The sequence below is a fragment of the Aeromonas sp. FDAARGOS 1406 genome, assembly GCF_019048565.1.
Classification (GTDB): domain Bacteria; phylum Pseudomonadota; class Gammaproteobacteria; order Enterobacterales; family Aeromonadaceae; genus Aeromonas; species Aeromonas caviae.
In genome coordinates this window covers 3,441,964-3,465,293 of the sequence record NZ_CP077378.1, presented here as the reverse complement: position 1 = coordinate 3,465,293, position 23,330 = coordinate 3,441,964, and the positions used below count along the sequence as shown (strand labels likewise).

The following is a 23,330-nucleotide window of genomic DNA, read 5'->3' as shown; positions in this document are numbered from 1 at the left end:
CAGCCGCTCCAACGGGGCGGCTTTTTTATTGCCTCGCCCACGAGCAAAGAAAAAGCGCGGCTGCCGGTCGGCAGTCGCGCTTTGCTTACTCTCTCGGTGTTATCCCGCCCTTGGCGAGGCGGAATTCAACCCGGGGCTGCCGAGCCAGCCCCGGGCTCGATGGGAAAGACTTACTTGGCGCTGCACTCCTGGATGATGACGCTGCCCACCTCGCCGGAAGTCTGGGTCGGGTCAACCTTCACCAGGAAGCTCCACAGACCCTGTTCCAGCGTGATGCTGTTGTTGCCCATGCCACCGTCGCCGTGCTGGAGCGGGTAAACCTGCTCGGGCTCCAGTGCGATCAGGGTGCCACCGGCATCCTTCACGAAGAACTGCTTGCTCCAGTTGCCATCGTCGTTGGCAAACTTGAAGTCAAAGCTGCCCGCGTAGTTGAAGGCGGCCTGATAGATGGCGAGGTTACCTTCCATCCCCTTGTAGCTCAGCTGGTAGGCCGGCTGGGCGTTCCAGTCGCTCAGACTGCCGCGCACATAGAGCGGGAAGCCGAGCGGATTGCCCGCGACGGTATCCAGCACCTTGCAGCTCTGCGCCGGTTCGGTGTAGCTGACACTCAGGGTGGGCTTGTCCTTGTTCATGGCGGTGAAGACAAACTTGTAGGTGCCAGCCTTCTCCACGTTGAACGGCAGATCCCCGCCATTGGCACAGAGCGTATTGACCTGGCCGGTCGCAAGCTGGTCGGTATCGCTGCACTTGCCGTAATTGACGGGGCCGCTCCACTCGTTGCCAGCGATCTTCACCTGGGTCGACCCCAGCTGATCCGCCGTCACCTCGGTGGTGAACTCATAGGTGAAGTTGCCACTGAAGTTCATCTTGTTGACCGGATCCCACTGATTCAGGAAACCGCGCACGAACACCTCGGTGTCACCGAAGGGAGGCAAGGTGCTCAGATCCGTCTTCTTGCTCACCGGCAGCCCCGCGCCCTGAGCACCGCTCTGCGGCTTGACGAACACCGCCGCCGACCAGGCGCCAAGGGTCAGCTGACCGCTGTCATTGGCCGCACCGCTGGCGATGCTGTCGGAGTCACGGTGGGCACCGCTCAGGACCATGCCGGTCAGATCGATGGGCTGATCCTTGCCGTCACGGAAATCGCCGATGCTCTGGGGCTGATTGGTGGCGTTGATCATCACCACCAGGCCGTCGATGGCCGGATCCAGATCCGCACCGGCGCCCACCCCGTCATCCACGCTCATCACGATGAGACCCGGGATCTGCTCAGGGCCGGTGTTGCGGAAGTCGACCCGCTTGATCACCTCGGCGCCGCTGCCAAGACGCAGCAGACGAGAAGATTGACGCAGTTCGGAGAGCTCCTGGTAGAAGTTCACCATCTGATGCATCTCGGCCGAACCCGGCTTGGCGTGCTGGCCGAGCACCTGCTCGATCAGCTCGTAGTTGGCCTCGTCCTTGTCCTTGCGCGGCAGCCCTTTGTCAAAATTATTGTCACTTAAGCCGTAGTCAACCCGGTTGTACCAGTCACCGGAGTCGTAGCTGTCCCGCTCCATGGACTTGGAGCGCAGCAGCTCGACACCCGCGTGGGTGAAGGGAATGCCCTGACCCAGCATGGCAGTCGCCAGAGAGACCCCCTGCATCCGCACCAGGTCGGCCCCGGCGGGTGCCTTGTACACCAGGTTGTCGAACAGGGTCTGGTTGTCGTGCTTGTCGACATAGTTCTGGATTTCGGTCGGATCCTGGGCATAGCCCGCCGGTTGACCGTTGTAGTCGATGTCGGAGCCTTTCTTCGGAATGCCGTCCTTGTCGGTCAGCACGAACTCCTTGAGGTTGCCCGCCATGCCGAGGCGCACCAGATCGGACTGATGCAGAGCGGTGGCGAGATCGACGCCGTCCAGCTCGTTGGCATCCACCAGGGCGCCGTTGCCAAAGCCCTGGGCCTTGCGAATGGCTTCGCCGCCGTCGAACGGGCTGCCGCCGCGCACCGCATCACGCAGCCGGTCGGAGAAGGAGCCGATGCCGGTACCGGCCAGGTGCTTCTGGGTCGCCTGCACGAAGCGCTTGTCATCCTGTACCTCGCCGAAGTTCCACCCCTCGCCGTAGAAGTACATGTCCGGATTGACCTTCTTCACCTCGGCCAGGGCCTGCACCATCTGATCTTTCGGGTGATGGCCCATGAGGTCGAAGCGGAAGGCATCGATCTTGTAGTCCCGTGCCCAGGTGACCAGGGAGTCATCCATCAGCTTGGCGAACATGGCGTGTTCCGGCGCCGTGTTGGAGCAGCAGGTGGAGTTTTCCACTGAACCGGTCTCCGGATTGAGGCGCTGGTAGTACCAGGGCACAATCTTGTCGAGCACGGATTTGGAACCGAGACCCGCTTCGTTGGTGTGGTTGTAGACCACGTCCATCACCACGTTCATGCCGATGTTCTGCTTGATGGCCTGCACCATCTCGCGGAACTCCTTGATCCGGGTCGTCCCCTCCGCATTGGTGGCGTAGGAGCCTTCCGGGGTGGTGTAGTGGTAGGGGTCATAGCCCCAGTTGAAGGAGTCCACCCCGCGCAGATAGCCGTACAGCTCCTGCACCACGGGGTTCTCCTTGCTGTCGCTGGCTTGCAGATCACCGAGCACGGCTTCGATGGTCTCACCGCCACCACAGTGGCTGGCAAACCTGGAGTTCTTGACCTCGGGATTGACCTCGCACAGCTTGCTGAAGTCATCACCGATGTTGGCCACCTTGGCCGGATCCTCGTTGACGGTGGCGATGTCGAACACCGGCAGCAGGTGCAGGTGGCTGACGCCGCTCTTGGCCAGGGATTTCAGGTGGGTGACGGGCACGCTGTCGCTGTCGGTCAGCCCGAGGAACTTGCCGCGGTGATCCACCGGCGTCGACTCGTCGTTGCCGGTCAGATCCCGGACGTGGGCCTCATAGATGGTGATGTCGGCGGGGTTCTTCTGGCTGTGGGGCGCCTTGAGGCTGTCCCAGCCTTCCGGCTTGAGGGCCGGATCGTCGAGATCCACCACCTGGCTGAACTCGGAGTTCATCGCCAGGCTCAGGGAGTAGGGGTCGGTCACCTGATAGGATTCCAGCTTGCGGCTGACCGGGTGATAGACCTGGATATCGTAGCGGTAGTATTTGCCGACAAGATCGCTGCCCCCCTGCACGCTCCAGCTGCCGCTGGCCTCGTCCAGGGTCATGGCGCGCTCGCCAAGCGACTTGTGCTGCTCGTCGAACAGCGCCAGCTTGACCGACTTGGCGGTCGGCGCCCAGAGCCGGAAGGTGACATTGCCCCCCTCCACCACGGCGCCGTAGGCCAGCTTGGTGGCCGCTTCGCTGTAAAGGGCATCGAGGGCACCGGCACTCTGCACCAGGGTCGCCCCCTGCAGGATGCCGTCCGCATCGGTCCCGATGGCGACCAACTCACCCTTGAGCAGAGGCTTGAGATCTTTCCCCGCAGGCAGGGCGAAGGCGGCGGCATCCTTGAGATGCGGGTATTTGGCCTGCTGCTCTTCGGTCAGGCTGGTCGGAGTCAGCTTGAGGTAGGGGAAATCGAATACACCCTCGCTGTTTGCGGTGATGGTGCCTGACTCTGTGTAGTAGAGGCGCACATAGGGCTTGTCCTTGCCCCCTTGCCAAATCAGGGTGTTGTCGTCGATGAGATGAGCACTGGCCCCCGCCACGCCGAAGGCGGCGGTGAAGGCTTCCGCCCGGCTGCCGAAGATCTCGTTCTTGCCGGCGACGATGGCCACGGTGCGATCCGGGTGATCACTGAAGACCACCTTCATGTCGCTGCCGGTCAGGTTCGCGAGATCGCCGTTGCGGGCGATGAAGTTGATGCAGCCTTCCATCTTGGAGAGCGGCACGACCCAGGCCGGACCAAAACTGTCCGCCGCGGACGGCGTCTTGCTCTTGTCATCCCAACCGGTGTTGAGGCCGCCCTCCGAGGTCGAGTTGCAGGCGTCGTTGTTCCACAGGTGCAGGCTGTGGCTGGCGAACGGGCCGGTGACACCGCGCGCCGCGCTGGTCTGGGTATCCACCAGGGCGATGACCGCTTCGTCGGGGCCGGCCGTCAGCAGTTCGGCCGGGGGCTGGACGTTGGGAAGACGAGCGACGGGCTCATCCTGAGGGGCAGGAGCAGAAGAACTGTTGTCGTTACAGCCTGACAAAAGCGCGAGCAGTGAGGCTGTTACCAGCGCCACTTTGGTCTTTTTCATATCCATTTTTTTATAATTCCCGCTGTAGTTAGTCTCGATATCCGAGTACCCGGTCATTGCCGAGCGGTGTCATATTAATCAGCGGGAATTGCCGTAAATGTGAGCGGATGGGCAAAAAAAACCAATCCGCATCAACAAGATAACGTTTTCATAACGAAAACTCGATCGCGCTCACAGACCTGGCACCGCTTTCGGCCCATACCAGCGGAAAGAGGGGAGCGAGTGACGAAATCAATGTCCAATCAAATGGATAGAGGGGGCTGGGTGATGAAACGGATTGAGGAGCAGGCCAGGCGGCTGGACCAGGAGTATCAGGGCATTGCCCAGTTGTTCGATCAGTTCTGCCAGCAGGCCGGCGTGCTCGCCGAACGCTATCACTTCTTCAACTGGCCGGATTATGAAGAGAGCCCGCCCCTCGCCCGCGCCTTCACCCTGCTGGGGGAACCACGGGAGCTGCGGCTGCGCTGTCAACCCGGCGAGGGGGGTTCCCTGAACGGCCTCCTCCAGGTGTGTGGCGAGGAAGGCAAGGTCCACGCCAGCCTGGGCTTTCGTGCCGACGGCCACCTGCTGCTGGAGCCGGGCCGCCTGCTCGACGACCCGCCGGGACTGCTGCTGAGGCTGATGCTGGGCTGCCTCTGGCAGGATCAGGGGAGCGAGCCTCCCCGCTGACCCCCGCCAGGGGCGTCAGTCGGCAGACACTTCGATGGTCAGGTGCACCAGCTCCTCGTGGATGGCGAGGCGCTCGCGGATCACCTGTGCCGGGACCGGGGTTGCCATCTGCAACGACATCGCGGCGGCATACTGCATCTGCCCCACCCGCCAGACGTGCAGATCGCGGATCTCGGCGCCAGGCAGCTCGGCGATCACCTCGCGGATCTCGTCCACCAGGGGCGCATCCATCTCCGCATCCAGCAAGACGCGCCCGGTATCACGCAGCAGCCCCCTGGCCCACACCGCCACCAGCACGGCCCCGGCGATGCCCATCAGGGGATCCAGCCAGTCCGCCCCCCACAACATGCCTCCCACCAGCGCCAGAATCGCCAGCACCGAGGTGGCCGCGTCCGCCAGCACGTGGAGGTAGGCGGCGCGCAGGTTGAGATCCTGATGGCCGTGGTGGTGATCGTGCGAGTGGTCGTGATGACCGTGATGGTGGTCGTGACCATGGTTATGGCCGTGATCGTCCCTGAGCAGCCAGGCACAGGCCAGATTCACCAGCAGGCCCAGCAGGGCAATGCCGATCGCCTGCTGATAATGGATGGGGCTCGGGTCCAGCAACCTGGCCACCGACTCGAACAGCATCAATCCCGCCACCCCCACCAGCAGCAGGGCGCTGCTGAAGCCCCCCAGCACCTCTATCTTCCAGGTACCGAAGCTGAACCTGTGATCCCGCGCGAAGTGGCGGGCAGCGCGATAGGCCAGCACCGAGAGGCCGAGGGCCAGGGCATGGGAGCTCATGTGCCAGCCGTCGGCCAGCAGCGCCATGGAGTTGTAGAACCAGCCGCCACCGATCTCCGCCACCATCATGACGACAGTGAGCAGCACGGCCCAGCGGGTCTTCTGTTCGGCCAGGGGATTCCCTTCGTGGACGACGGGGTGGTGGCAGTGGGATGAGGCGAGGGATGGCATGGATTTCTCCTGAAAACGAGGATGCCATATACTATACCCCAGTATAGTTTTATTGATCGAGAGGATCCTGGATGTCACACACGGTTCACGACAAGAAGAAGCTGCTGGCACGGGTCAGGCGCATCAAGGGGCAGACCGGTGCCCTGGAGAGCGCTCTGGAACAGGAAACAGACTGCGCCGCCATCCTGCAGCAGATCGCCGCCATCCGCGGCGCCGTCAACGGCCTGATGCTGGAGGTACTGGAGGGGCACATGCGCGAGCATCTTGGCGCCGAGGAGGCGACCCATGCCGAGCGGCTGGAGGATCTGGATCAGGTGGTGAGGGTACTGCGTTCCTATCTGAAATAAGGGCGCCCGGTGATGACGGGCGCCCCCTGTCAGTCGAAGTCCGCGTAGGGAGTGAGAGGCCTTGGCGGCATATCGAGATCCCCTTGCCAGGGCTTGAAGGTGTAGCGCAGGAACAGGGTGACATGGCTGGGGGCATAGTCATCCGCCTGCTGGATGTCCACCCGGCCACCGATGCGCCAGTGCTCCGTCAGCCTGTGTTCCACCACGCCATTCAGGGTGTAGCCGAATCCACTGCTACTGCCCCCCTTTCACAGGCGCATTTCTGTCTGGCAAACCGCTTGGCAACAGGCCTTCCAGCGGGTAGCGGCGACTGTCGTCGGTACGGGCGTAGGACCAGGATCCCGATCCCCCCAGCTCCCACGACCAGTCCGGGGTTCGCTGCCGGTAGCTGACCGGCACCGAGAGCGAGAAGTACCCCTGCGGGCTGTAATACCCCCCCTGCCCCAGGGTATAGCCCCCCAGATCCTGCTGGTAGTGCCACAGCATGGTGCTTAGCCCCACGCTGGCACGGCGATGGGTCTCGTTGACGAACTTGTAATAGCCCCCTCCCATGAGCCGGGTGCGCCAGTTGTCGGGCACGTTCTTGCCGGTCAGCAGGTGCTGCTGGGCGCTGCCCCAGAACCCGACGGCCCCTCCCAGATCCCGGCTGAGATCGAGGCGGATCCCGTTCGCCCGCACCCCGCCCCAGCTGATGCCCGTGCCCGGATCCACCGTTCCCCCATAGGAGAGCAGCGAGCTGCTGACGGGCCGACGCGAGAGGGTCATCCCCCACCCCAGCGTGTGCCAGTCACCGGTCAAGGTGGCGCCACCAACCCAGTCCACCACCTCGAAACCGAGGGGCGTGGTCCCCAGATCGAACGCCCAGGCCCCCCGCTGCCAGCCTGCCGCCAGGGTGGTCCCCCGGCTCTGCTGGTGCGCGTCCCCGCGACAGTCCCTGGCCGCACAGGTACCGAACTGCGCCCGGTAAGGGGAGTCCGGCAGATCTCCGGCATCCATGTCGACCAGTTCAAGGCGGCCGAAGGCGGTACCACCGGCCAGCGGCGTATCCAGTTGCGCCATCTGGGTCAGCGCCCGCAAATCCGAGTAGCCCCCGGTACCGCTGGAGCCCCAGTAATCGCTGTCGAGGGAGAAGGTGGTCTGGCTCTGCCGGTAATGCCTGTCGAGATCGCTGCGCAGGCCGGATGTCAGCCACCCCTCCCCATCCTGACTGCGGGCCAGCCGGGTCAGCTCGCCCCCCTCCAGATCCTCGCGGGGGGCCAGACCTGCGGCCACCAGCCCCTTGCGATCCCGCACCAGGGCCTCTTCCACATCATGCTCGGCAAAGCGCTGGCGGGCGGCATCGCGCCAGAACAGTGCCGCCTGCTGGGAGGCCGGTTGCAGCGCCACCAGGGGTTCGTAGTCGGTGAAGATGGCGCGGGCTGTCTCGCCCTCTCCCAGCGCCTGATAGAGATTGGCTACCCGGCGGTAGTAGTTGGCCCCCTCCGGGGGCAGCGGGCTGACCGGCCAGGCGGGCAGCCAGTGACGGGCCTTTGCCAGATCGCCCCTGGCCTGGGCCAGTTCGGCCATGCCAAGCCTGGCCTCGGGCTGTTGCGGCGTGCGGGCAAGCACCTCCTGATAGCGCTGCTCCGCCAGTGCATAGGCCCCCCGATCCGTGGCCCACTCCGCCAGCATCAGGCTCGCCTCTTCATCCGGCTGCAACGGCTGAAGCAGGCGTTCGGCCCCCTCATCATCCCCGGCCTCGTGACGCGCCCTCGCCCTGGCGAGCACCTCGTCACGGGCGAGGCGCAGATCCAGCGCATCCATGTCCTGTGTCCAGACGGACCTAGGGATGGCGGCCAGCACCCCTCTCGCCTCCACCGTCTTGTCCTGCCCCGAGAGATAGAGGGCGGTGGCGTAGCGCAGAGTGGCGTCCTGGGGCCGCGCCGCCAGCCGTTCCCGCAAGAGCCGCTCCCCGCTACCGGCTTCCCCGAGGCGGGCCCGGGTATCGGCTACTCGATAGGCCAGCCACACCTCTTCCGGGGTCAGCGCGAGTGCCTGCTCGCGAAGGCGCAGCGCCGCCGCCACCTTGCCGGTCCGATCGAGCTGATCGGCCTCCTCCTGCAACAGCCCGGCCTTGAGCCGCCGCCTTTCGGCCTGCATCCCGGGGGTGCCCTGCTGCTCCAGCAGGGCCAGGGCACGCGCCGGATCCTGCTCCTTGTAGAGATCGAACAGGCGGGCCAGGGCCCGCTCCCGCGCGCTCCCCATGGCGAGCGCCTTGCGATAGGCGGACTCCGCGTCGGCATCGCGATGACGGCCACGCTCGCTGTCTCCGAGCCCCAGCCAGGCTTCGGGCTCACGCCCATCCTGGGCGATGGCACGGCGATACAGGGTCGCCGCCTCATCCCACTGCTCCCGTTCCAGGGCGCTGCGCCCCTGGCTCACCAGCAGCCAGTAGCGGTTGGTGGCCAGCAGGCTGCGCCATTTGTCCTTGTCGGTCACCTCGGGGTGTGCCAGCACCCGTTCAAACTGGGCGATGGCCAGCGCTCGCTGATCGTTGCGGGAGTAGGCCTGCCCGAGGGCCCCCATGAGTTCGGGATCCCCCGGGTTGGCAGCCAGGGCACGCTGCAAGCGGGAGATGGAGGCACCACCTCCCGCCGTGCTTGCGAGCGCCGACTGGCGTGCACGATAGGCAGGCGAGGCCCACTTCTCCTCCTGGGTAGCGAGCAGCTGTTCCGCCTTGGTGGTATCCCCTTCGCCAAAGAGCACCATGTACTCCTGCAAGGCAGCGATGCTCCCGGGACCGATGGGCAGGGATTCGATGTCCGCGAGCCAGATCTCGGCGGCCTCGTCCCGCTGATAGGGGTCTCGCGCCATCTCGCGCAACAGGTTCTGCGCCCCCTGACGCCGACCCTCCGCCAGATAGAGGCGAGCCAGCCCGCCCCGCACTCTGGGCTCACCCGGATATTGCCGGTTGAGTGCCTCCAGGGCCGCCAGCCCCTTTGCCTTCATGGCCGGGATCCGTGTCTGCAACAGGGCATAATCCACCGCCACGTCGAGATTGGGGGGCAAGTCACCGGAGAACAGGGAGCGATAGAGACGCTCGGCCTCCTCCAGCCTGCCGGCGCTGGTCAGCAGCCTCGCCTGTTGCAGTTGCTGGCGCCTGGCCGGTTCGTTCAGGGCCAGGTTGGCCATGCCCTGACGATAGAGCGCAGAGCCGGGGTCTTGCTTGCCAAGGCGGGCCAGCAGTGTCCCGGCCTCCTTGACCTTGCCCTGGCGCAGGGCCTGACGGGCCTGGGCTGCCAGCAGCTCCGGATGATCGGGCTCCACCAGGGAGAGAGAATAGAGGCTGTTGCTGACGAGATCTTCCCGCCCACGGGCCTCGCCAATCCTGACCTGCTCCAGCAGCCAGGCCACCGGCTGTACCGTCCCTTGCGCCAGGGCTCCGCTCATCAGGCAGGCGAGCAGGCACCCCAGGGTCACTCTGCCTGACATGACTCGCTCCAATCCGGCTGCAGGGTACCGTCGGCGGCAAAGCGATAACGCCCCTGATCCCAGCCTGCGCCGAACAGGGTCAGCACGCTGCCGTAGTAGGCATCCGCATCCAGCCCGTGATCGGAGACCTGCTTGCGCAAGGTGACCTGCACCGGCAAGCCCCGTGACAGGGGCAGGAGGGCGGCGGCAAAGCCGCTCGGCCCCTTGCCCTGAACCTGTCCACTTTGGCTGGAGACCCGCTCGGGCAGATGACCCGATTCGGTCAGCTGCGCCAGCATGGGGGCAAAGTGGGCCACCAGAGAAGCCCTGGCGGGATCCTCCTCGCTCAACATGCCGAGCCAGAGATAGACGCGGATGGCGTCATAGCCACCGGTGTCGCCCTTGTCCGCCGTCACCTGCCACCCCTTCTCCCCCTGCCAATCCACCCAGTCCGGGGCAAAGCCACGGGGCGCACTCTCCTGCAACAATTTGGGCAAGAGGGCCCGCATCTCGCCCCAGGGCCCCTTGAAGGAGGCGAATCTGGCCAGCAGTTGTGGAGGCAGATAGCTGGGGTTGAGGGTCCAGCGTCCCTCCCCCTCATAGCCTTTCGCCCCGGGCAGCAACACGGGGCCGAGACCCGGCAGCGTGGCGACCTCTTCCCGGGCGATACGGCGCAGCAACAGGGTGCCGAGGGCAGAGTAGCTGTGGTTGTCCCACAGGCGACCCGCCTCCAGCAGGCTGTAGGCTATCCAGAGATCCGAATCGGACGCGCTGTTCGCATCCAGCACGCCCCAGTTGCCGTCCTGCTGCCTGCCCCAGAGCCAGGATGGCAGGAAGCCGGTCAGATCCCCGCGGGCGAGCTGCCGCTCCGTCCAGTCAAGCAGGCGGGCAAAGGTCTCCCTGTCATCGTTGACCAGGGCGAAGAAGAGGGCATAGCTCTGGCCTTCCGAGGTGGTGATGCGGCGCCCCTCGGCAGGGTCGATGACCCTGCCCTCTTCGCTGATGTAGTGCTGGCGAAAGTGATCCCACTCCGGCCAGTGGCAGACGGCCTGCGCCGGGAGGGAACAAAGGGCCCAGAGGAGCAGGGCACCACAGACATTTTTCATCTGAGTCATCTCTTAATCTTCCTTCAGACGGCGGCGGCTGGCACTGGCAAGCAGCACCCGCAGGCCCCAGCCCAGTACCAGCATGCAGAGCAGGGTCAGCCCGGCAAGACGCACCGGATAACGGGCAAACAGTTGCCAGAGACGCTCCCACCACGGCAGGTAGCCCACCTCGTAGCGATCCCCCACCACCAGGCTCTTCACCCCGGATTCCCGGATGATGGCCACCGAGCCCGCCACCTGATCGCGCAGGGTACGGGTCTGCAGAGCCTCATTGAGCAATGTGACCCCCGCCGGTCCATCCGCCAGCAAGGCCACCAGGCTGCGCTGATCATGGGTCGGCGATTGCAGCCCCAGGATGACGGCGATGGCCCGGTTGCCCGTCATGCCCACCCGGGCCTGGGGCTGGCGATCGGCCATGGTGTGCAGCAGATCCCCCTTGTGCTGGCGGGTTGGCTCGTTGACCCAGCTGCGCGTGGATTGCAGCAGGGCGTCGGGAGCCAGATCCCCTCGAAACTCCTCCGGCAGGGTGCCGATGAGCAGGGTATCCCGATCCGCGGTGCGCGCCCGCTCCCAGTCGTCCAGAACCTGCAGGGAGAGCGCCGGATACCCGGTCTCAGCCCCGATGGCACCGACGGCATCGAGCAAGGTGGTGATCTGCCCGGGATGGGGTCTGGCTGGCATGACAATCTGGGTGTCGGAGAGATCCGCCATCCTGCTGAACGGGAAGCCGGCATAGGCGAACGCCTTGAGATCGGGCATCTCGATGAAGTGGCGATAGCCGGTGAAGTCGATGGTGGAGCCCTCGTCGATGCGCACCTGATGGGCTGGCGGCATCACCAGGTCGCAACGGCCATCCTCCGTTCCTCCCATGTATTGCTGGGCATACTCGAACGAGAAGCTCAGGCTGTTGGCCTGGGTGGTCTTGAGCCCGGGCATGCGCAGCGCCATGGTGTCGCCATCGTCGGCAAACCAGAGCGGCAGGGTCAGCAACCGCTCACTCTTGATCTCGCCGGGCTCGAGCGTGAACGACTTCATGAGCTGGCCGTTGACCCCCACATCCAACCGGGAACCGTCGCGCAGGGTGGGCGAGGTGTGGTGATACTTCAGCTCCGTCCTGATGCCGTTCTCCCCCAGCAGATAGAGATCTGGCGGCAGGCGCAGCGTCAGGCTCATGGGCCACAGCGTGCGCCCCGTTGCCTGCAACTGGCCCGGGTACTCCGTCAGTTCATCAAAGCGCATCTTGCGATCCAGTCGCACCCAGTTCGGGGCATCGTAGGGCTGACGCGGGGAGAGCGGCTTCACCTCGTCCACCATGACGCTCTGGCCACGCAGCATGACATCGCCTCGCACCAGCCCCTGCACCGCCGTCAGCAGGTCCTGCTGATCCCGCCCCAGGATCAGCAGCAGCTTCACATAGGGGTTGTCGGGGGAGCTGATCATGTCGATGGTGGGCCCCTTCACCTCGGGATAGTCCACCAGGAAATCGGGGCGCGCGTCATTGGTGGCAAAGATCACGGCGTTGCGATCCGGCAACTGGTTGATGAGCACCGGGAAATGCTGGCCCCGCCACTGGGCCTTGGTGCCGAACCAGGAGGCCAGCACCGCCGCCGCCTGCTGCTGCTCCGGGGGCACTGAGCCCGTGAACACCATGGGCAGAGTCAGCTTGCCATTGTCCCGCACGTCGAGGAACGGCATGGGGAAGAAGGAGAGCTCGTTGCGCACCGGCAGGGTCTGCAACTGCAGGGTCAGCTTGCTGTCCCGGTTGACGTTGAGCCAGAGGGTATCGCTCGCCGGGTTCTCGCACACTTTCCGATAGTGGCCGACGAAGCTCACCTTGAGGCGGTTGAAATCCTTGGCATAGCGGGGATCCAGCTCGATGCTGGCATGGGTCATCGTCCCCATCTGATCCTGGTTGAGGGCCGTCACCCCCATCAGCTCGTCATTGAGATAGACCTTGACCTGGGAGATGAGCGGCAGCAGGGAGGGCGATGGCGTGAAGTTCAGATCCAGGGTGGCCCGGGTCACCACCTCGTCCCGCCGCACGGTGAAGTCGGCCAGTCCGTCTGGCGCATTGCCGCGCAGGGACAGGGTGCCTGGCGATGATGCCATCTGTTCGAAGCTCATCCCCTGGGTGCGCACCGGAGCGGGAACGGGCGGCAGGGGGCCGACGACCTCGGCGGCGGTCGCACCCTGTGCCATCAGCAGGAGAGGAATAAGGTAGCGTTGTGGTTTCATCATCCTTTCACTGTCTGTGAGGTCGGAGTCCCGGCCCGGAAATCTGGGGAGACGCGACGGGGAACGAAGGAGAGGAGCCAGCGAGCCAGCTTCTCGAGGAGGATACAAACAAAGCCGATGGGTGAGGTACGGGCCAGACGCCAGTAAGCTCCCCAGCCGAGCAGGGTAATGTCGATCAGGCTGTGGAGGGGGCGATCCTTGCCCAGACGCTGCTGCCACAGGGACCAGGTATCGGCCCGGGCGAAGGTGCACTGGATGAACTCGACATGCTGTGCCTGCGCCATGGGTTCCAGCTCCAGTCCCAGCTTGCAGCCGAACACCCGCTGCACCTTGGCGGCGAACGCCTGCTCCCGTTGGTCATGGCGCAGCAGCAACCAGACCCTCTCCTTGTCGGCCAGGGGCAGGGGCGCCTCGAGCAGCACCCCGACCCCCCCGTTGGAGTAATCCCTGACAGTACAGGGGTAGAGGTGACCGTTCGCCAGCCTGATGGCCGCAGGCATCACCATCTCCACCCTGGGATTGGCACGGACCTGCCGCGACTCGAAGGCCACCGCCAGGGCGCCGCCCAGTATGGTCATGTTGTAGAGGGTCCAGATCATGCTGAGGATCAGGGTCGGCACCTCGTCGGCAGGGCCGGTGCCGATGCGCCAGAGGCCGAACCCCAGCCCGCACAGATTGAGCAGGATCAGCAGCAGATAGGGGCGGGAGACCGACAGATCGAGGAACACCTCCTCCGTCATACCCCCCTTGGCGGTCACGTTGAACGTCCCCTTGTGGGGTGCAAAGAGCGCCACCGTGGTCGGCCTGGCGATGTACCAGGCCAGCACCGTCTCATAGACCTCGCCCCAGAAGGAGTGGCGGACCTTGCCCTGCAACCGGGAGTTGGTCAGGGCGCTGTGGAAGATGTGCGGCAACATGTAGAGGGCGATGGCCGCCGCCGGGGCATAGATGATGTAGGCGTGCAGGATAAGGAAGGCGAGCGGCGCCGTCAGGAAGATGAGCCTCGGTATGCCCGAGAGGAAGTGCAGCATGGCATTGAAGTAGCAAAGCCGCTGCCCCAGCTTGAGCCCCTTGCCGAAGAGGGGGTTGTCCAGACGCAGGATCTGCACCATGCCGCGCGCCCACCGGATGCGCTGACCGATGTGGGCAGAGAGGCTTTCGGTGGCCAGCCCCGCCGCCAGCGGGATCCGGATATAGGCCGAGGTGTAGCCGAGGCGGTGCAGCCGCAGGGAGGTGTGGGCATCCTCGGTGACCGTCTCCACCGCGATGCCGCCGATCTCGTCAAGGGCGGTGCGCTTGATGACGGCGCAGGAACCGCAGAAGAAGCTGGCGTCCCACATATCGTTGCCATCCTGCACCAGGCCGTAGAAGAGGGCCCCCTCGTTCGGCATCTTGCGAAACCGTTGCAGGTTGTGTTCGAACGGATCGGCGGAGAAGAAGTGGTGGGGGGTCTGGACCACGCCCAGACGGGGATCCCGGTAGAACCAGCCCACCGTCATCTGCAGGAAGGAGCGGGTCGGCAGGTGGTCACAGTCGAAGATGGCGACCAGATCCCCGGTGGCCATCTTGAGGGCGTGATTGATGTTGCCCGCCTTGGCGTGCTCATGGGTCGACCGGGCCACATAGCGGATCCCGGCCTCCTCGGCGAAATCGCGAAACGCCGCCCGCCCCCCGTCGTCAAGCAGCCAGATGGTCAGCTTGTCGGCGGGCCAGTCGAGCCCCATGGCGGCGTAGACAGTCCCCTTCACGATGGCGAGATCCTCGTTGTAGGTGGGGATCATCAGATCCACGCTGGGCCACTGGGCCGGATCCGCCGGCAGTTGTGCCGGGGGGCGGTGCAGGGGCCATGCGGTCTGCCAGTAGCCGAGCAGCAGCACCAGCCAGGCATAGGTCTCGGCGGCCAGCAGCAGCAGGCCGCAGGCCAGGCTGACGGGGTCGAACCAGTCGAGGGTCGAGGTGTAGCGCCACCAGATGTAGCGGCAGGAGATGGTGAGGGAGAGCACCATCATCATCAGCATGGGATAACGGCCCGGCACAGCCCGCAGGATGAAGGCCATGGCCGCCAGCAGGAGGACGAACACCAGTTGCGCCTGCAGGGTGAACGGCAGGGTGACGCAGAGCAGGGAGAGGCTCCCGGCCACCACGCAGAGCAGCACGCTCTTCCAGCGCGCCTCGCGGGGCGTGGCCCTGGCGGCGGCCAGCCCTTTCTCCTCCTGGCGGGCCAGGAAGCCCCCGAGAGCCTGAGTGCCCCTATGCCAGATCCGCTGCCAGGAGGCAGGCCAGCGCAGAGGGATGGGCTGTGGGCGACGCACTATCATCCAGAGGCTCTGCAACAGAACGCGCAGGGGATCCCCCACCCGGGGGTGCGTCAGCTGGGGATAGAGCCCCCGGGCATGGCCCAGCACCCATTGCCAGCCATGACGCTCGAGGGGGAAGAGAGCCCAGGCCAGCAGCCAGCCCAGGGTCAATGCGGCCGCCCCCGGGCGGGAAGCCCCCCGCTCACGCAGTGCGCGATAGCGCTGCGAGCACCAGAGGCCCGCAGCCGGCGTCAGCAGCCGCACTCTCATCGGGGGGCCTCCCCCTCTGCCAGACACCAGGTCGCCAGGGCGGCCAGCTCGTGGGCAACCAGACTGGTGGGGGCATAGCGGCCGACCGGCAGCTTGGCGGCCATGGCCTCCGCCATGGCTTCGTCCCTGTGCAGATGAAGATTGAGCAGAGGGAGCCCCCCTGCCAGCCAGAGATCCAGCAGCCCCTGCTGCAGGGCCCGCTGGCTGGAGAACTGGGTCACCAGCAGACGCTCATCGGCCGCCCAGGGGTGGCGGTGAAGCCGCACATGGCAGTTGGCATCCGCATTGACCACCAGCAAGCGCCTGCAGGGGATGACGGGGGCCATGCCCAGGGGCAGATCCAGCAGCACCAGATCATAGCCATCGATCCCCGCCAGCCACTCGGCCGACGCCCCCTCCTCCCCGCCATGGGAGAGCAGATCCAGTCCCTCCTCCCGGCGGTGAAGCGCACCTCGCCACTCCCGCGCCGGCTGGGTCAGCCGGCTCCAGCCTCCCGGATCGTCATGGGGCAGGCCAAGGTGGATGCCAAGCTGATTGTCCGGGCAGAGATCCACCGCCAGCACCCTTGCCCCCTGCTCATGGGCAGCCTGGGCCAGTCCGGCCACGATGGCGGTGGTCCCCACACCTCCCCGGATCCCCTGCAGGGCGATCACCTTCATGCAGACCTCCCCTCGCCAGTCCCCTCGGGCCCTTTCACTGCCACCTCCGCCAGCAGGGGGAAGCGTGCGCACAAGGCGGCGAGCCGCTCCCTGGCGGCAATATCCTGATAGGAGAGGCTGACACCAAAGGCCTGCTGGACCATGGCCACGTCATTGATCACCGTGCCCTCCACCAGGACGCCGAAGGGGGTCTGCATGTCTGATTGCCGTTCGCTGCGCATCGTCACTTCCGGTCTCATTGGGGATAGGGGACCCAGTCCCCCTGCCCCAGCTTGATGTGGTACTTGCCCTGATATTCGATCACCACCGAGCCCTGGTTCTCGGACACCGACGGGGTCTGCGGCAGATCGCCCAGCAGGGCATCCCAATCAATGGTCTCGCTCCCGAACACATCCTTCCCCACCAGCCTGGAGACCAGTTCTGATACCGCCAGGAAGCTGCTGGGGGTGTCCACGTTGCGGGTCGCCTCGTGGGGCGCCTTGGTACCGAGCAGGGCAACCCCCACCGGCACCTGGGTGATGCTCGGACTGGGAATGTCCCGCAGCCCGGCCATCTGCATCTTGTCGCCGGTGAGAGCTGCGCCGTGCTCAGGCACCATCACCACGGCCACCTTGCGGCCGGATTGCTCCAGCGTCGTCATGAAGTCGTCCAGCTGATCCAGCAGGGTCTTGAGCCTCGCCTTGTAGGGCGCTATCTGGCGGCTCGCCACATAGCGGTTGCCATCGTGCAGGGCGATGAGGTTGAAGAAGGTGACGTTGCGTGCCGCCTGACTCTGTGTCCGCTCGTTCAGCCAACGGCCGAACAGGGCATCCCCGCGATAGATGGGCTCGCCATCGAAGGAGGCGAGGTCATGGGCCAACCCCTTCTTGTCCATGGGAGTCACATCCAGCCCGGCATACTGCTGCAGGCCGGTCAGGTAGTTGCCAAAATCCCCCGAGTGATCCATGGCCACCTGTTTGGCAAAGCCGAGCTGGGCCAGGTTCTCGAACAGCAGGCATTGCTTCGGCGCCGTCACATAGAGCCCCTGGTGGCTGGTCTGCCCGCAACTGGCCCGCAGCAGGCGAATGGAGCTCGGGCCGCTGTAGGAGGTGGCGGAGTTGAAGCGGTTGAAGCGAATGTCGAAGTGGGACCAGACCGGATGCCCGCTCAGGCCGCTCGCCTCCACGTCACGCCAGGCCAGGGAGCAGACATTGATGATGAGCACATCGAAGGGGGTCGCCTGGGCTGGCAGGCTCTCCGTGAAGTGCGCCAGTCTCTCCTGCTCCTCCCGATAGAAGTCATCGAGATAGGCGTTGAGGTTCTCGTTGGTCGGCGGGGCACTCTGGTCAAGCTGCTCCTCCATGGGCAGCACTGAAGAGCGGGTCTCCTCCCGGGACGTGTTCAGGGCATGCTCGCTCGCCCCCTTGCTGCTCGCGAAGGGATTGCTCACCTGGGGCGAGACCCAGAGCCAGAGCAGCGCCAGCAGGATCCAGGGGGTGAAGCGCAGCCACTGGGCGATGAACAGATAGAGTGTCAGCAGCACGAACCCCGCGCCGACCATCTCCCAATTGATGAAACGCCCGAGCAACTCCGCCCAGTAATCCAGGGTGAAGGAGAAGACCTGGCTGCCCTGGGCACGAATGCTCTCTATCCCCGGCAACCAGGTATCGTGATAGAAGATCCCCGCCCCCACCGGCAACGCCAGCCAGTGCCGCGCACGGCGCCACCCGACCCTTGGCAGGGGAAAGATCAGGAAGGCGGCAAACACCAGGTTGATCAGGGGGTCGAAGTTGAGATATCCCCCCAGAGCAGGGCGAACTTGGCAAGAAAATAGACATTCCAGCCACCCAGGCCATGCCAGTCCAGCCAGGGAGAATCGGCATCAGAAACGTGTCGGGTCATCGGCGATGAGTCACCTGTTATCGTGGGCCCCCCGAAGGGGCCGGGCACACTGCAATGGTTGTCAAAAGAATAGCCTGACTATTATGCAACTATTAATTTGTCTCAGGTGGCGCTGAACCTGACTCCCCCGGATGGGTGTAAGGGGAATGAGAGGGGCCGTATGTATCCATATATTATCCAAACGATCCCGATAAGGCAGCCTTCTCTGACAAAATGGGAGGAACGTGCAGACGGGATGCAGGATCCTGACAAGGGCCCCGCGCTTACCACTGCGACAGACTTTGTCAGCCCTGTCGCCATCTCGAACAACTTGAGGCCACCTCTGGATTGCGCCATCATATCGGCCCGGCTGATGGCCGGCCGAATTGGACAGTCAACTTCAAGGACCCCCCATGTTTGAACACGTCGATGCCTATGCTGGCGACCCCATACTGACGCTAGTCGAGACCTTCCATAAAGATACCCGCGAGCAGAAGGTGAACCTGGGGATTGGCCTCTATTACGACGAGCAGGGCCGCATTCCGCTGCTGCCGTCGGTGCAGCAGGCCGAAGCGCAGCGCGCCGCCGCCCCGGCCCCGCGCCCCTACCAGCCGATGGAAGGCGCCGCCAACTACCGCACTGCGGTGCAGCACCTGCTGTTTGGCGCCGAGCACGAAGCGGTCAAGGCGGGTCGCATCGCCACCATCCAGACCATCGGCGGCTCCGGCGCGCTGAAGATCGGCGCCGATCTGCTCAAGCGCTACTTCCCGACCTCCGAGGTGTGGGTCAGCAATCCCACCTGGGACAACCACAAGGCGATGTTCGAGGGGGCCGGTATCAAGGTGCACGACTACCCCTATTACGATGCGGCCACCGGCGGCGTGCAGTTCGACGCCATGATCGACTGCCTGAGCAGCCTGCCTGCGAAAAGCATCGTGCTGCTGCACCCCTGCTGCCACAACCCGACCGGGGTGGATCTCTCCCGTGCCCAGTGGGACCAGGTGATCGCCCTGGTGGTCGAGAAGAACCTGATCCCCTTCATGGACATCGCCTATCAGGGCTTCGGTGACGGGCTGGAAGAGGATGCCTACGCCATTCGTGCCATGGTGGCCGCCGGCGTCAGCTTCTTCGTCAGCAACTCCTTCTCCAAGAACCTCTCCTTCTACGGCGAGCGCTGCGGCGGCCTGTCGGTCATCTGCCAGGATGCCGAAGAGGCGAGCCGGGTGCTGGGCCAGATGAAGGCCACCGTACGCCGCAACTACTCCAGCCCCCCCACCCACGGCGGCCAGATCACCGCGGCGGTGATGAGCCAGCCCGAACTGCATGCCATGTGGGTCGGTGAGGTGACCGAGATGCGCACCCGCATCAAGGCCATGCGCCAGAAGCTGTTCGAGGTGCTGAGTGCCAAGGTGCCGGGCCGCGATTTTGGCTACTTCATCAACCAGCGCGGCATGTTCAGCTACACCGGCTTCACGCCGGAGCAGGTGGACCGCCTTCGGGAAGAGTTCGCCGTCTACCTGGTGCGCTCCGGTCGCATGTGCGTGGCGGGCCTCAACAGCCGCAACGTCGACTACGTGGCCGACGCCATGGCCGCAGTGCTCAAGGGCTAAGCCCGCAAGCCCCGCTCAGGCGCAATGCTGTTCACTTAAGCGGAGCCGCATTGCGATTTACCGGAAAACGGGTCTTTGATATCTTCACCGCCCTGGGTCTCGATGGCCTGGGGCGTTTTTCTATGAACATGACGCCTATGCAGCCCCGCAACTCCGCCAACCTCCGTGGCGTATGGGCTGGCGATAACGCGCCCGCCATCACTGCCATCTGGTTCGCGATGAACTGACAGGCAAACTTAAAGCTCACCTCATTGGGCGCTCGCTGATGGGCTACGGCGGCCTGGCTGGCCTCCCGCCTGACCAGATTGTATCCAAGCAGCAATCCCCACAGCTCCTGATAGACCAAGTCCACTTTCTTGCTTCTCAGCGTGATGGCGTTGTGCTGCATCGCGCTTTTGATATCCCGGTATCCCAGCTCGATTTCCCAGCGCTCGTGGTACAGGGTCGCCACCTGAGCTGCACTGAATCGCGCCACGGGCAGGGAGGTAAAGACCGTTTTCTCCTTGCCTGCCACCTCATAGGTCACTGCGCGAACTTGCCAGTGTGTCGGCAACGCCGGGTTTTTCTTGCTAGCCTGAGGCGAGACCGTCATTTGCAACAGACGGTCACCGTCGCCATAGCGCTCAAGTTCCGTGTATACCAGCCCCTTGCGTTCCGGGATGAGCCAGTGACGGTCGGTGTCTTCGGCCTGAATACGCAGCAACAGGTCGGCACCGAAGAAGCCTTTATCCAGCAGGGTCACTGACTTGTCCGGCAATGAGTGAATGAACTCGCTGGCCAGGGGGATTTCCCCTTTGCGGTACGGGCTGATGGCCGCGTTGGCAATGACATGCGAGCGGACATTCATGAGCGTGACCAACCGCAGCATCGGGTAGGGTGTCTGCCGGTTGGTTGAGGTGTTACCCGAGCCGAAATGTGCTCTGAGTTCAGGCATATCCTGGGTTCGGAACAGGGCCCCATCGATGGCAAAGACCTGTAAACCGTGCCAATGGTCTTCAGGATAACGTTCCCGCCCCCACACATCGGCGCACTGTTTGAACAGCCACTCGAGCGGCTGTTTGCCGAGTCGCTGACGGGCCTGAGACAGGGCACTGTCCGCGAGCAAGGCATCATTGGCCAACCCTTCTGCACAGATGTTGAGGCGCCGAGCGACCTCGGAGATGGGCTCATTGCGGAAAAAGGCCATCCCCACGACGAGCCACAAGACCATATCAGAAGGTAAGCGGCGTCGGCGGATAGTGGCCTTTTCAGACAAGGCGGCAGCGGCAGTAATCCATTCGTCGGGAATATGGTCGGCAAAAATGGCCAGCCGAGCCAGCATGTCGCCAGATGCCTCAACAACATCGTTCAGATCGTTTGCAATAGACATAAAAAATCCGGAACTAGTGATTGGTTCCGGATTGTCCTACAGCAGAAGGATCGGTCAATGGATCCTTAACTGATCAGCATTGCCGCTCAGGCGGGGCTTTTCATTTGTCCCCTTGCCCGTGGAACCGTGATGGATCTCATTGCCCTCTCCCGCCTCGGCGGTCGCCACCTGGTGACCCTGCATCTGCTGCTCGACACCCGCAGTGTCACCCGCAGCGCCGAGCGCCTCTGCACCACCCCCTCCACTGTCAGCAAGACCCTCAACCAGTTGCGCGAACTGCTGGGGGAGCTCAACGGCCTCACCAGCCAGGAAGGATTTGCCCCTGCCAACTGGCAGGGGGAGCTGAACCTGGCGATGCGGGAGAGCAGCATGATCTGGCCCATGGGGGCCGTACTGGGTCAGTTGATGCAGGAGGTGCCGGGGCTGATGCCCGTCGTGCGTAACAAGGACGAGCAGGGACTGGCTGCTCTGGCGGCGGGCAAGCTCGACTTCGTGATCCTGCCCCACGATCAGAGCCAGCCCGGGGTCAATCAGTCCGGCCTCGTCTGGGAAACCTTGCGGGAGGACGAGCTGGTCTGCCTGATGCGCGCGGATCATCCGGCGTTGATGCGCCCCTGGGATCTCGATGCCTACCTGAGCTGGCGCCACATCGCCATTCGCGATCAGGAGCTGGCCGATCCCTTCTTCGAGCAGAGTCTGGCCCAGCGCCAGGTACGGCGCAGACTGGGGGCCACCCTGCCGGATTTTGGCAGCGCCGCCGCCCTGCTGCGCCAGAGCGATCTCATTCTCACGGCCGTGAAGGGCTGGGCTACCCGGGCTTGTACCCAGGGGTTGGTGAGCCGCCCTGTCCCCTTCGATTACGGCGCCGTGACCCACAGCCTGGTGTGGTATGGCCCCCTGGGGGAAGATCCCGCCCTGCGCTGGTTCCGTCAGCGCATCCTGCAACTGGCCCGGGAGCTGGACGCCCCACAATGATGCCTGGCGGCAGGACTCAGGGCTTCTTGGTATAGATGGGGCCTGGGAAAGAGGTGACGTTGTTGCCCAGTTCGGTGATGCGGGCGGCCCCCTGCTTGCGCACCTGATCGACCCGCAGCACGTGGTGCATGGGAATAAGGGTGCGTGTGACGTCGGCAAATTCGCTCTTCAGCTTCTCGTGGCTGGGGTCGACGATGAGCGCCGTGTGGTTGTCCCACACGAAGTGGGCGATCTCGATGAAGCCGAACAGCTGGCCCTGATTCACCTCTCTTACATAGACTTCGTAACGCTCGCTGTGACAAATGAACTGCACTCGATAAAGGGCGTTGGATTCACTCATGGGTATCTGTTGGTGATGGACGGTTTGCCCATTCTAGCCGTCCCCTCGGACAGCCCCTATAGACAGAGTTCACAGTTGCGTCATATCGGGTCTCAGCATCCCGACGTGCTGCAGAGCTCAGATCGCAGGCAGCATCACCGACCCAAACCCCTTGGCCTTCAATGCGTTGGCCAGCACTGTCAGGTCAGCCGACCCGGCTTCTGGCCATGACAGCGCCTCCCCTCGCACCCCGTGGTGGCGAAAGCCGTTGAGGCGGATGGGCACGGGCCCCAGCGACAGCAAAAAGGTCGTCAACGCCTCCTCCAGCGCGCCGGTGGCATCGAGAAAATCGCTCCGCCCCGGCACCAGCAACAGCCGCACCTCCGCCAGCTTGCCCGCCTGCGCCAGCAGTTGCAGCGATGCCAGCACCCGCTCGCGGCCCCACCCGGTCAGGGCCAGATGCACAGGCTCGCGCCACCCCTTGAGGTCTATCATGGCGCCGTCCAGCACCGGCAACAGCCGCTGCCAACCCGTTTCTCCCAGGGATCCGTTGCTGTCGAGCAGGCAGGTGAGACGGGCCAGATCCGGCGCAGCCTTGATGGCCGTGAACAGGGCGATCACGAACGGCAACTGGGTGGTCGCCTCCCCGCCGGAGACGGTGACGCCGGTGAGCAGCGGGCCATAGCGGCGCAGCAGGGCCAGCACCTCGGCCACCGACATCTGGCGCGTCTTGGGGCTGGCGTGGCGAGGGCAGACATCGAGGCAACGGTCGCAGTGGGTACAAAGCTCGGCTTGCCAGCTCACCCGCCCCTCCTGCATCGCCAGGGCTCTGCCCGGGCAACCGGGCACGCAGTCACCGCAGTGATCGCACAACCCCATGGTGTGGGGGTTGTGGCAGCCGGGGCAGCGGAAGTTGCAGCCCTGCAAAAACAGCACCAGCCGGTTGCCGGGGCCGTCCACGCAGGAGAAGGGCAGCCAGCGGCTCACCAT

The 23,330-nt window shown here is 64.5% G+C and carries 18 protein-coding genes; 4 read left to right on the top strand and 14 right to left on the bottom strand.

Features of this window, described 5'->3' with window-relative positions; genetic code table 11:
- Window positions 1-170: 170 nt before the first annotated feature.
- Window positions 171-4,223, bottom strand: a complete 4,053-nt coding sequence (pulA, locus tag I6L36_RS16430) for a pullulanase-type alpha-1,6-glucosidase (protein WP_216986743.1) — start codon at window positions 4,221-4,223, stop codon at window positions 171-173.
- 261 nt (window positions 4,224-4,484) lie between these two features.
- Between pulA and I6L36_RS16425 the strand changes: the two genes are divergently transcribed.
- Complete coding sequence (locus I6L36_RS16425; protein WP_161469985.1) at window positions 4,485-4,886, top strand: hypothetical protein; 402 nt, start codon at window positions 4,485-4,487, stop codon at window positions 4,884-4,886.
- A gap of 15 nt (window positions 4,887-4,901) precedes the next feature.
- Here I6L36_RS16425 and dmeF read toward each other — a convergent pair whose 3' ends face one another.
- Window positions 4,902-5,843, bottom strand: coding sequence for a CDF family Co(II)/Ni(II) efflux transporter DmeF (gene dmeF, locus I6L36_RS16420; protein WP_216986742.1), 942 nt, complete (start codon window positions 5,841-5,843; stop codon window positions 4,902-4,904).
- Window positions 5,844-5,914: 71 nt separating this feature from the next.
- Here dmeF and I6L36_RS16415 point away from each other — a divergent pair, with 71 nt between their 5' ends.
- Window positions 5,915-6,190: a metal/formaldehyde-sensitive transcriptional repressor gene (locus I6L36_RS16415; protein WP_041214512.1), complete on the top strand. Its 276-nt coding sequence runs from the start codon at window positions 5,915-5,917 to the stop codon at window positions 6,188-6,190.
- 29 nt (window positions 6,191-6,219) lie between these two features.
- Here I6L36_RS16415 and I6L36_RS22035 read toward each other — a convergent pair whose 3' ends face one another.
- From I6L36_RS22035 to I6L36_RS22200, 9 genes are read right to left on the bottom strand one after another with little or no spacing between them, the layout of a single operon-like run.
- Window positions 6,220-6,393: a cellulose synthase subunit BcsC-related outer membrane protein gene (locus I6L36_RS22035; RefSeq protein WP_201872258.1), complete on the bottom strand. Its 174-nt coding sequence runs from the start codon at window positions 6,391-6,393 to the stop codon at window positions 6,220-6,222.
- A 31-nt stretch (window positions 6,394-6,424) separates the two neighbouring features.
- Window positions 6,425-9,661, bottom strand: a complete 3,237-nt coding sequence (gene bcsC / locus I6L36_RS16410) for a cellulose synthase complex outer membrane protein BcsC (RefSeq protein ID WP_254203442.1) — start codon at window positions 9,659-9,661, stop codon at window positions 6,425-6,427.
- The gene (gene bcsZ / locus I6L36_RS16405) at window positions 9,646-10,755 is read right to left on the bottom strand and encodes a cellulose synthase complex periplasmic endoglucanase BcsZ (protein ID WP_254203441.1); all 1,110 of its coding nucleotides are present in this window, start codon (window positions 10,753-10,755) and stop codon (window positions 9,646-9,648) included. Before bcsZ ends, bcsC begins: the two co-directional genes overlap by 16 nt.
- Window positions 10,756-10,758: 3 nt before the next feature.
- Entirely contained in the window at window positions 10,759-12,984 is a 2,226-nt protein-coding gene (gene bcsB / locus I6L36_RS16400; protein WP_216986741.1) for a cellulose biosynthesis cyclic di-GMP-binding regulatory protein BcsB, read from the bottom strand.
- Window positions 12,981-15,548 (bottom strand): UDP-forming cellulose synthase catalytic subunit, encoded by a 2,568-nt coding sequence (gene bcsA / locus I6L36_RS16395; RefSeq protein WP_216986740.1) that lies wholly within the window; start codon window positions 15,546-15,548, stop codon window positions 12,981-12,983. Before bcsA ends, bcsB begins: the two co-directional genes overlap by 4 nt.
- Window positions 15,545-16,207 (bottom strand): cellulose biosynthesis protein BcsQ, encoded by a 663-nt coding sequence (gene bcsQ / locus I6L36_RS16390; protein WP_104455264.1) that lies wholly within the window; start codon window positions 16,205-16,207, stop codon window positions 15,545-15,547. Before bcsQ ends, bcsA begins: the two co-directional genes overlap by 4 nt.
- On the bottom strand, window positions 16,204-16,428 hold the full coding sequence (gene bcsR / locus I6L36_RS16385) for a cellulose biosynthesis protein BcsR (protein WP_104456057.1): 225 nt from the start codon (window positions 16,426-16,428) through the stop codon (window positions 16,204-16,206). Before bcsR ends, bcsQ begins: the two co-directional genes overlap by 4 nt.
- Before the next feature lie 14 nt (window positions 16,429-16,442).
- Window positions 16,443-17,954, bottom strand: coding sequence for a cellulose biosynthesis protein BcsG (bcsG, locus tag I6L36_RS16380; protein ID WP_254203440.1), 1,512 nt, complete (start codon window positions 17,952-17,954; stop codon window positions 16,443-16,445).
- Window positions 17,955-17,962: 8 nt separating this feature from the next.
- Entirely contained in the window at window positions 17,963-18,088 is a 126-nt protein-coding gene (locus tag I6L36_RS22200) for a hypothetical protein (RefSeq protein ID WP_258555889.1), read from the bottom strand.
- A gap of 392 nt (window positions 18,089-18,480) precedes the next feature.
- Here I6L36_RS22200 and I6L36_RS16375 point away from each other — a divergent pair, with 392 nt between their 5' ends.
- Window positions 18,481-19,677 carry an amino acid aminotransferase gene (locus I6L36_RS16375; RefSeq protein ID WP_109112889.1) on the top strand — a complete coding sequence of 399 codons (1,197 nt, stop codon included), beginning with the start codon at window positions 18,481-18,483 and terminating at the stop codon, window positions 19,675-19,677.
- A gap of 31 nt (window positions 19,678-19,708) precedes the next feature.
- Here I6L36_RS16375 and I6L36_RS16370 read toward each other — a convergent pair whose 3' ends face one another.
- Complete coding sequence (locus tag I6L36_RS16370; protein ID WP_041205620.1) at window positions 19,709-21,046, bottom strand: IS4-like element ISAeme15 family transposase; 1,338 nt, start codon at window positions 21,044-21,046, stop codon at window positions 19,709-19,711.
- 129 nt (window positions 21,047-21,175) lie between these two features.
- Between I6L36_RS16370 and I6L36_RS16365 the strand changes: the two genes are divergently transcribed.
- Entirely contained in the window at window positions 21,176-22,021 is an 846-nt protein-coding gene (locus I6L36_RS16365; protein ID WP_180907171.1) for a LysR family transcriptional regulator, read from the top strand.
- Window positions 22,022-22,037: 16 nt separating this feature from the next.
- On the opposite strand, the gene I6L36_RS16360 is transcribed toward I6L36_RS16365, so the two are convergent.
- Together I6L36_RS16360 and I6L36_RS16355 are read right to left on the bottom strand one after the other, a co-directional pair.
- On the bottom strand, window positions 22,038-22,361 hold the full coding sequence (locus tag I6L36_RS16360; RefSeq protein ID WP_010672837.1) for a DUF1820 family protein: 324 nt from the start codon (window positions 22,359-22,361) through the stop codon (window positions 22,038-22,040).
- A 117-nt stretch (window positions 22,362-22,478) separates the two neighbouring features.
- Window positions 22,479-23,327 carry a YjjW family glycine radical enzyme activase gene (locus tag I6L36_RS16355; RefSeq protein WP_049635970.1) on the bottom strand — a complete coding sequence of 283 codons (849 nt, stop codon included), beginning with the start codon at window positions 23,325-23,327 and terminating at the stop codon, window positions 22,479-22,481.
- Between the last annotated feature and the right edge of the window lie 3 nt (window positions 23,328-23,330).

Excerpts from the sequence above, each read along its gene's own strand:
- pulA (WP_216986743.1), bottom strand. The coding sequence starts at position 4,223 with ATGGATATGAAAAAGACCAAAGTGGCGCTGGTAACAGCCTCACTGCTC.
- I6L36_RS16425 (WP_161469985.1), top strand. The coding sequence starts at position 4,485 with ATGAAACGGATTGAGGAGCAGGCCAGGCGGCTGGACCAGGAGTATCAG.
- dmeF (WP_216986742.1), bottom strand. The coding sequence starts at position 5,843 with ATGCCATCCCTCGCCTCATCCCACTGCCACCACCCCGTCGTCCACGAA.
- I6L36_RS16415 (WP_041214512.1), top strand. The coding sequence starts at position 5,915 with ATGTCACACACGGTTCACGACAAGAAGAAGCTGCTGGCACGGGTCAGG.
- bcsC (WP_254203442.1), bottom strand. The coding sequence starts at position 9,661 with ATGTCAGGCAGAGTGACCCTGGGGTGCCTGCTCGCCTGCCTGATGAGC.
- bcsZ (WP_254203441.1), bottom strand. The coding sequence starts at position 10,755 with ATGACTCAGATGAAAAATGTCTGTGGTGCCCTGCTCCTCTGGGCCCTT.
- bcsB (WP_216986741.1), bottom strand. The coding sequence starts at position 12,984 with ATGATGAAACCACAACGCTACCTTATTCCTCTCCTGCTGATGGCACAG.
- bcsA (WP_216986740.1), bottom strand. The coding sequence starts at position 15,548 with ATGAGAGTGCGGCTGCTGACGCCGGCTGCGGGCCTCTGGTGCTCGCAG.
- bcsQ (WP_104455264.1), bottom strand. The coding sequence starts at position 16,207 with ATGAAGGTGATCGCCCTGCAGGGGATCCGGGGAGGTGTGGGGACCACC.
- bcsR (WP_104456057.1), bottom strand. The coding sequence starts at position 16,428 with ATGCGCAGCGAACGGCAATCAGACATGCAGACCCCCTTCGGCGTCCTG.
- I6L36_RS22200 (WP_258555889.1), bottom strand. The coding sequence starts at position 18,088 with ATGACCCGACACGTTTCTGATGCCGATTCTCCCTGGCTGGACTGGCAT.
- I6L36_RS16375 (WP_109112889.1), top strand. The coding sequence starts at position 18,481 with ATGTTTGAACACGTCGATGCCTATGCTGGCGACCCCATACTGACGCTA.
- I6L36_RS16370 (WP_041205620.1), bottom strand. The coding sequence starts at position 21,046 with ATGTCTATTGCAAACGATCTGAACGATGTTGTTGAGGCATCTGGCGAC.
- I6L36_RS16365 (WP_180907171.1), top strand. The coding sequence starts at position 21,176 with ATGGATCTCATTGCCCTCTCCCGCCTCGGCGGTCGCCACCTGGTGACC.
- I6L36_RS16360 (WP_010672837.1), bottom strand. The coding sequence starts at position 22,361 with ATGAGTGAATCCAACGCCCTTTATCGAGTGCAGTTCATTTGTCACAGC.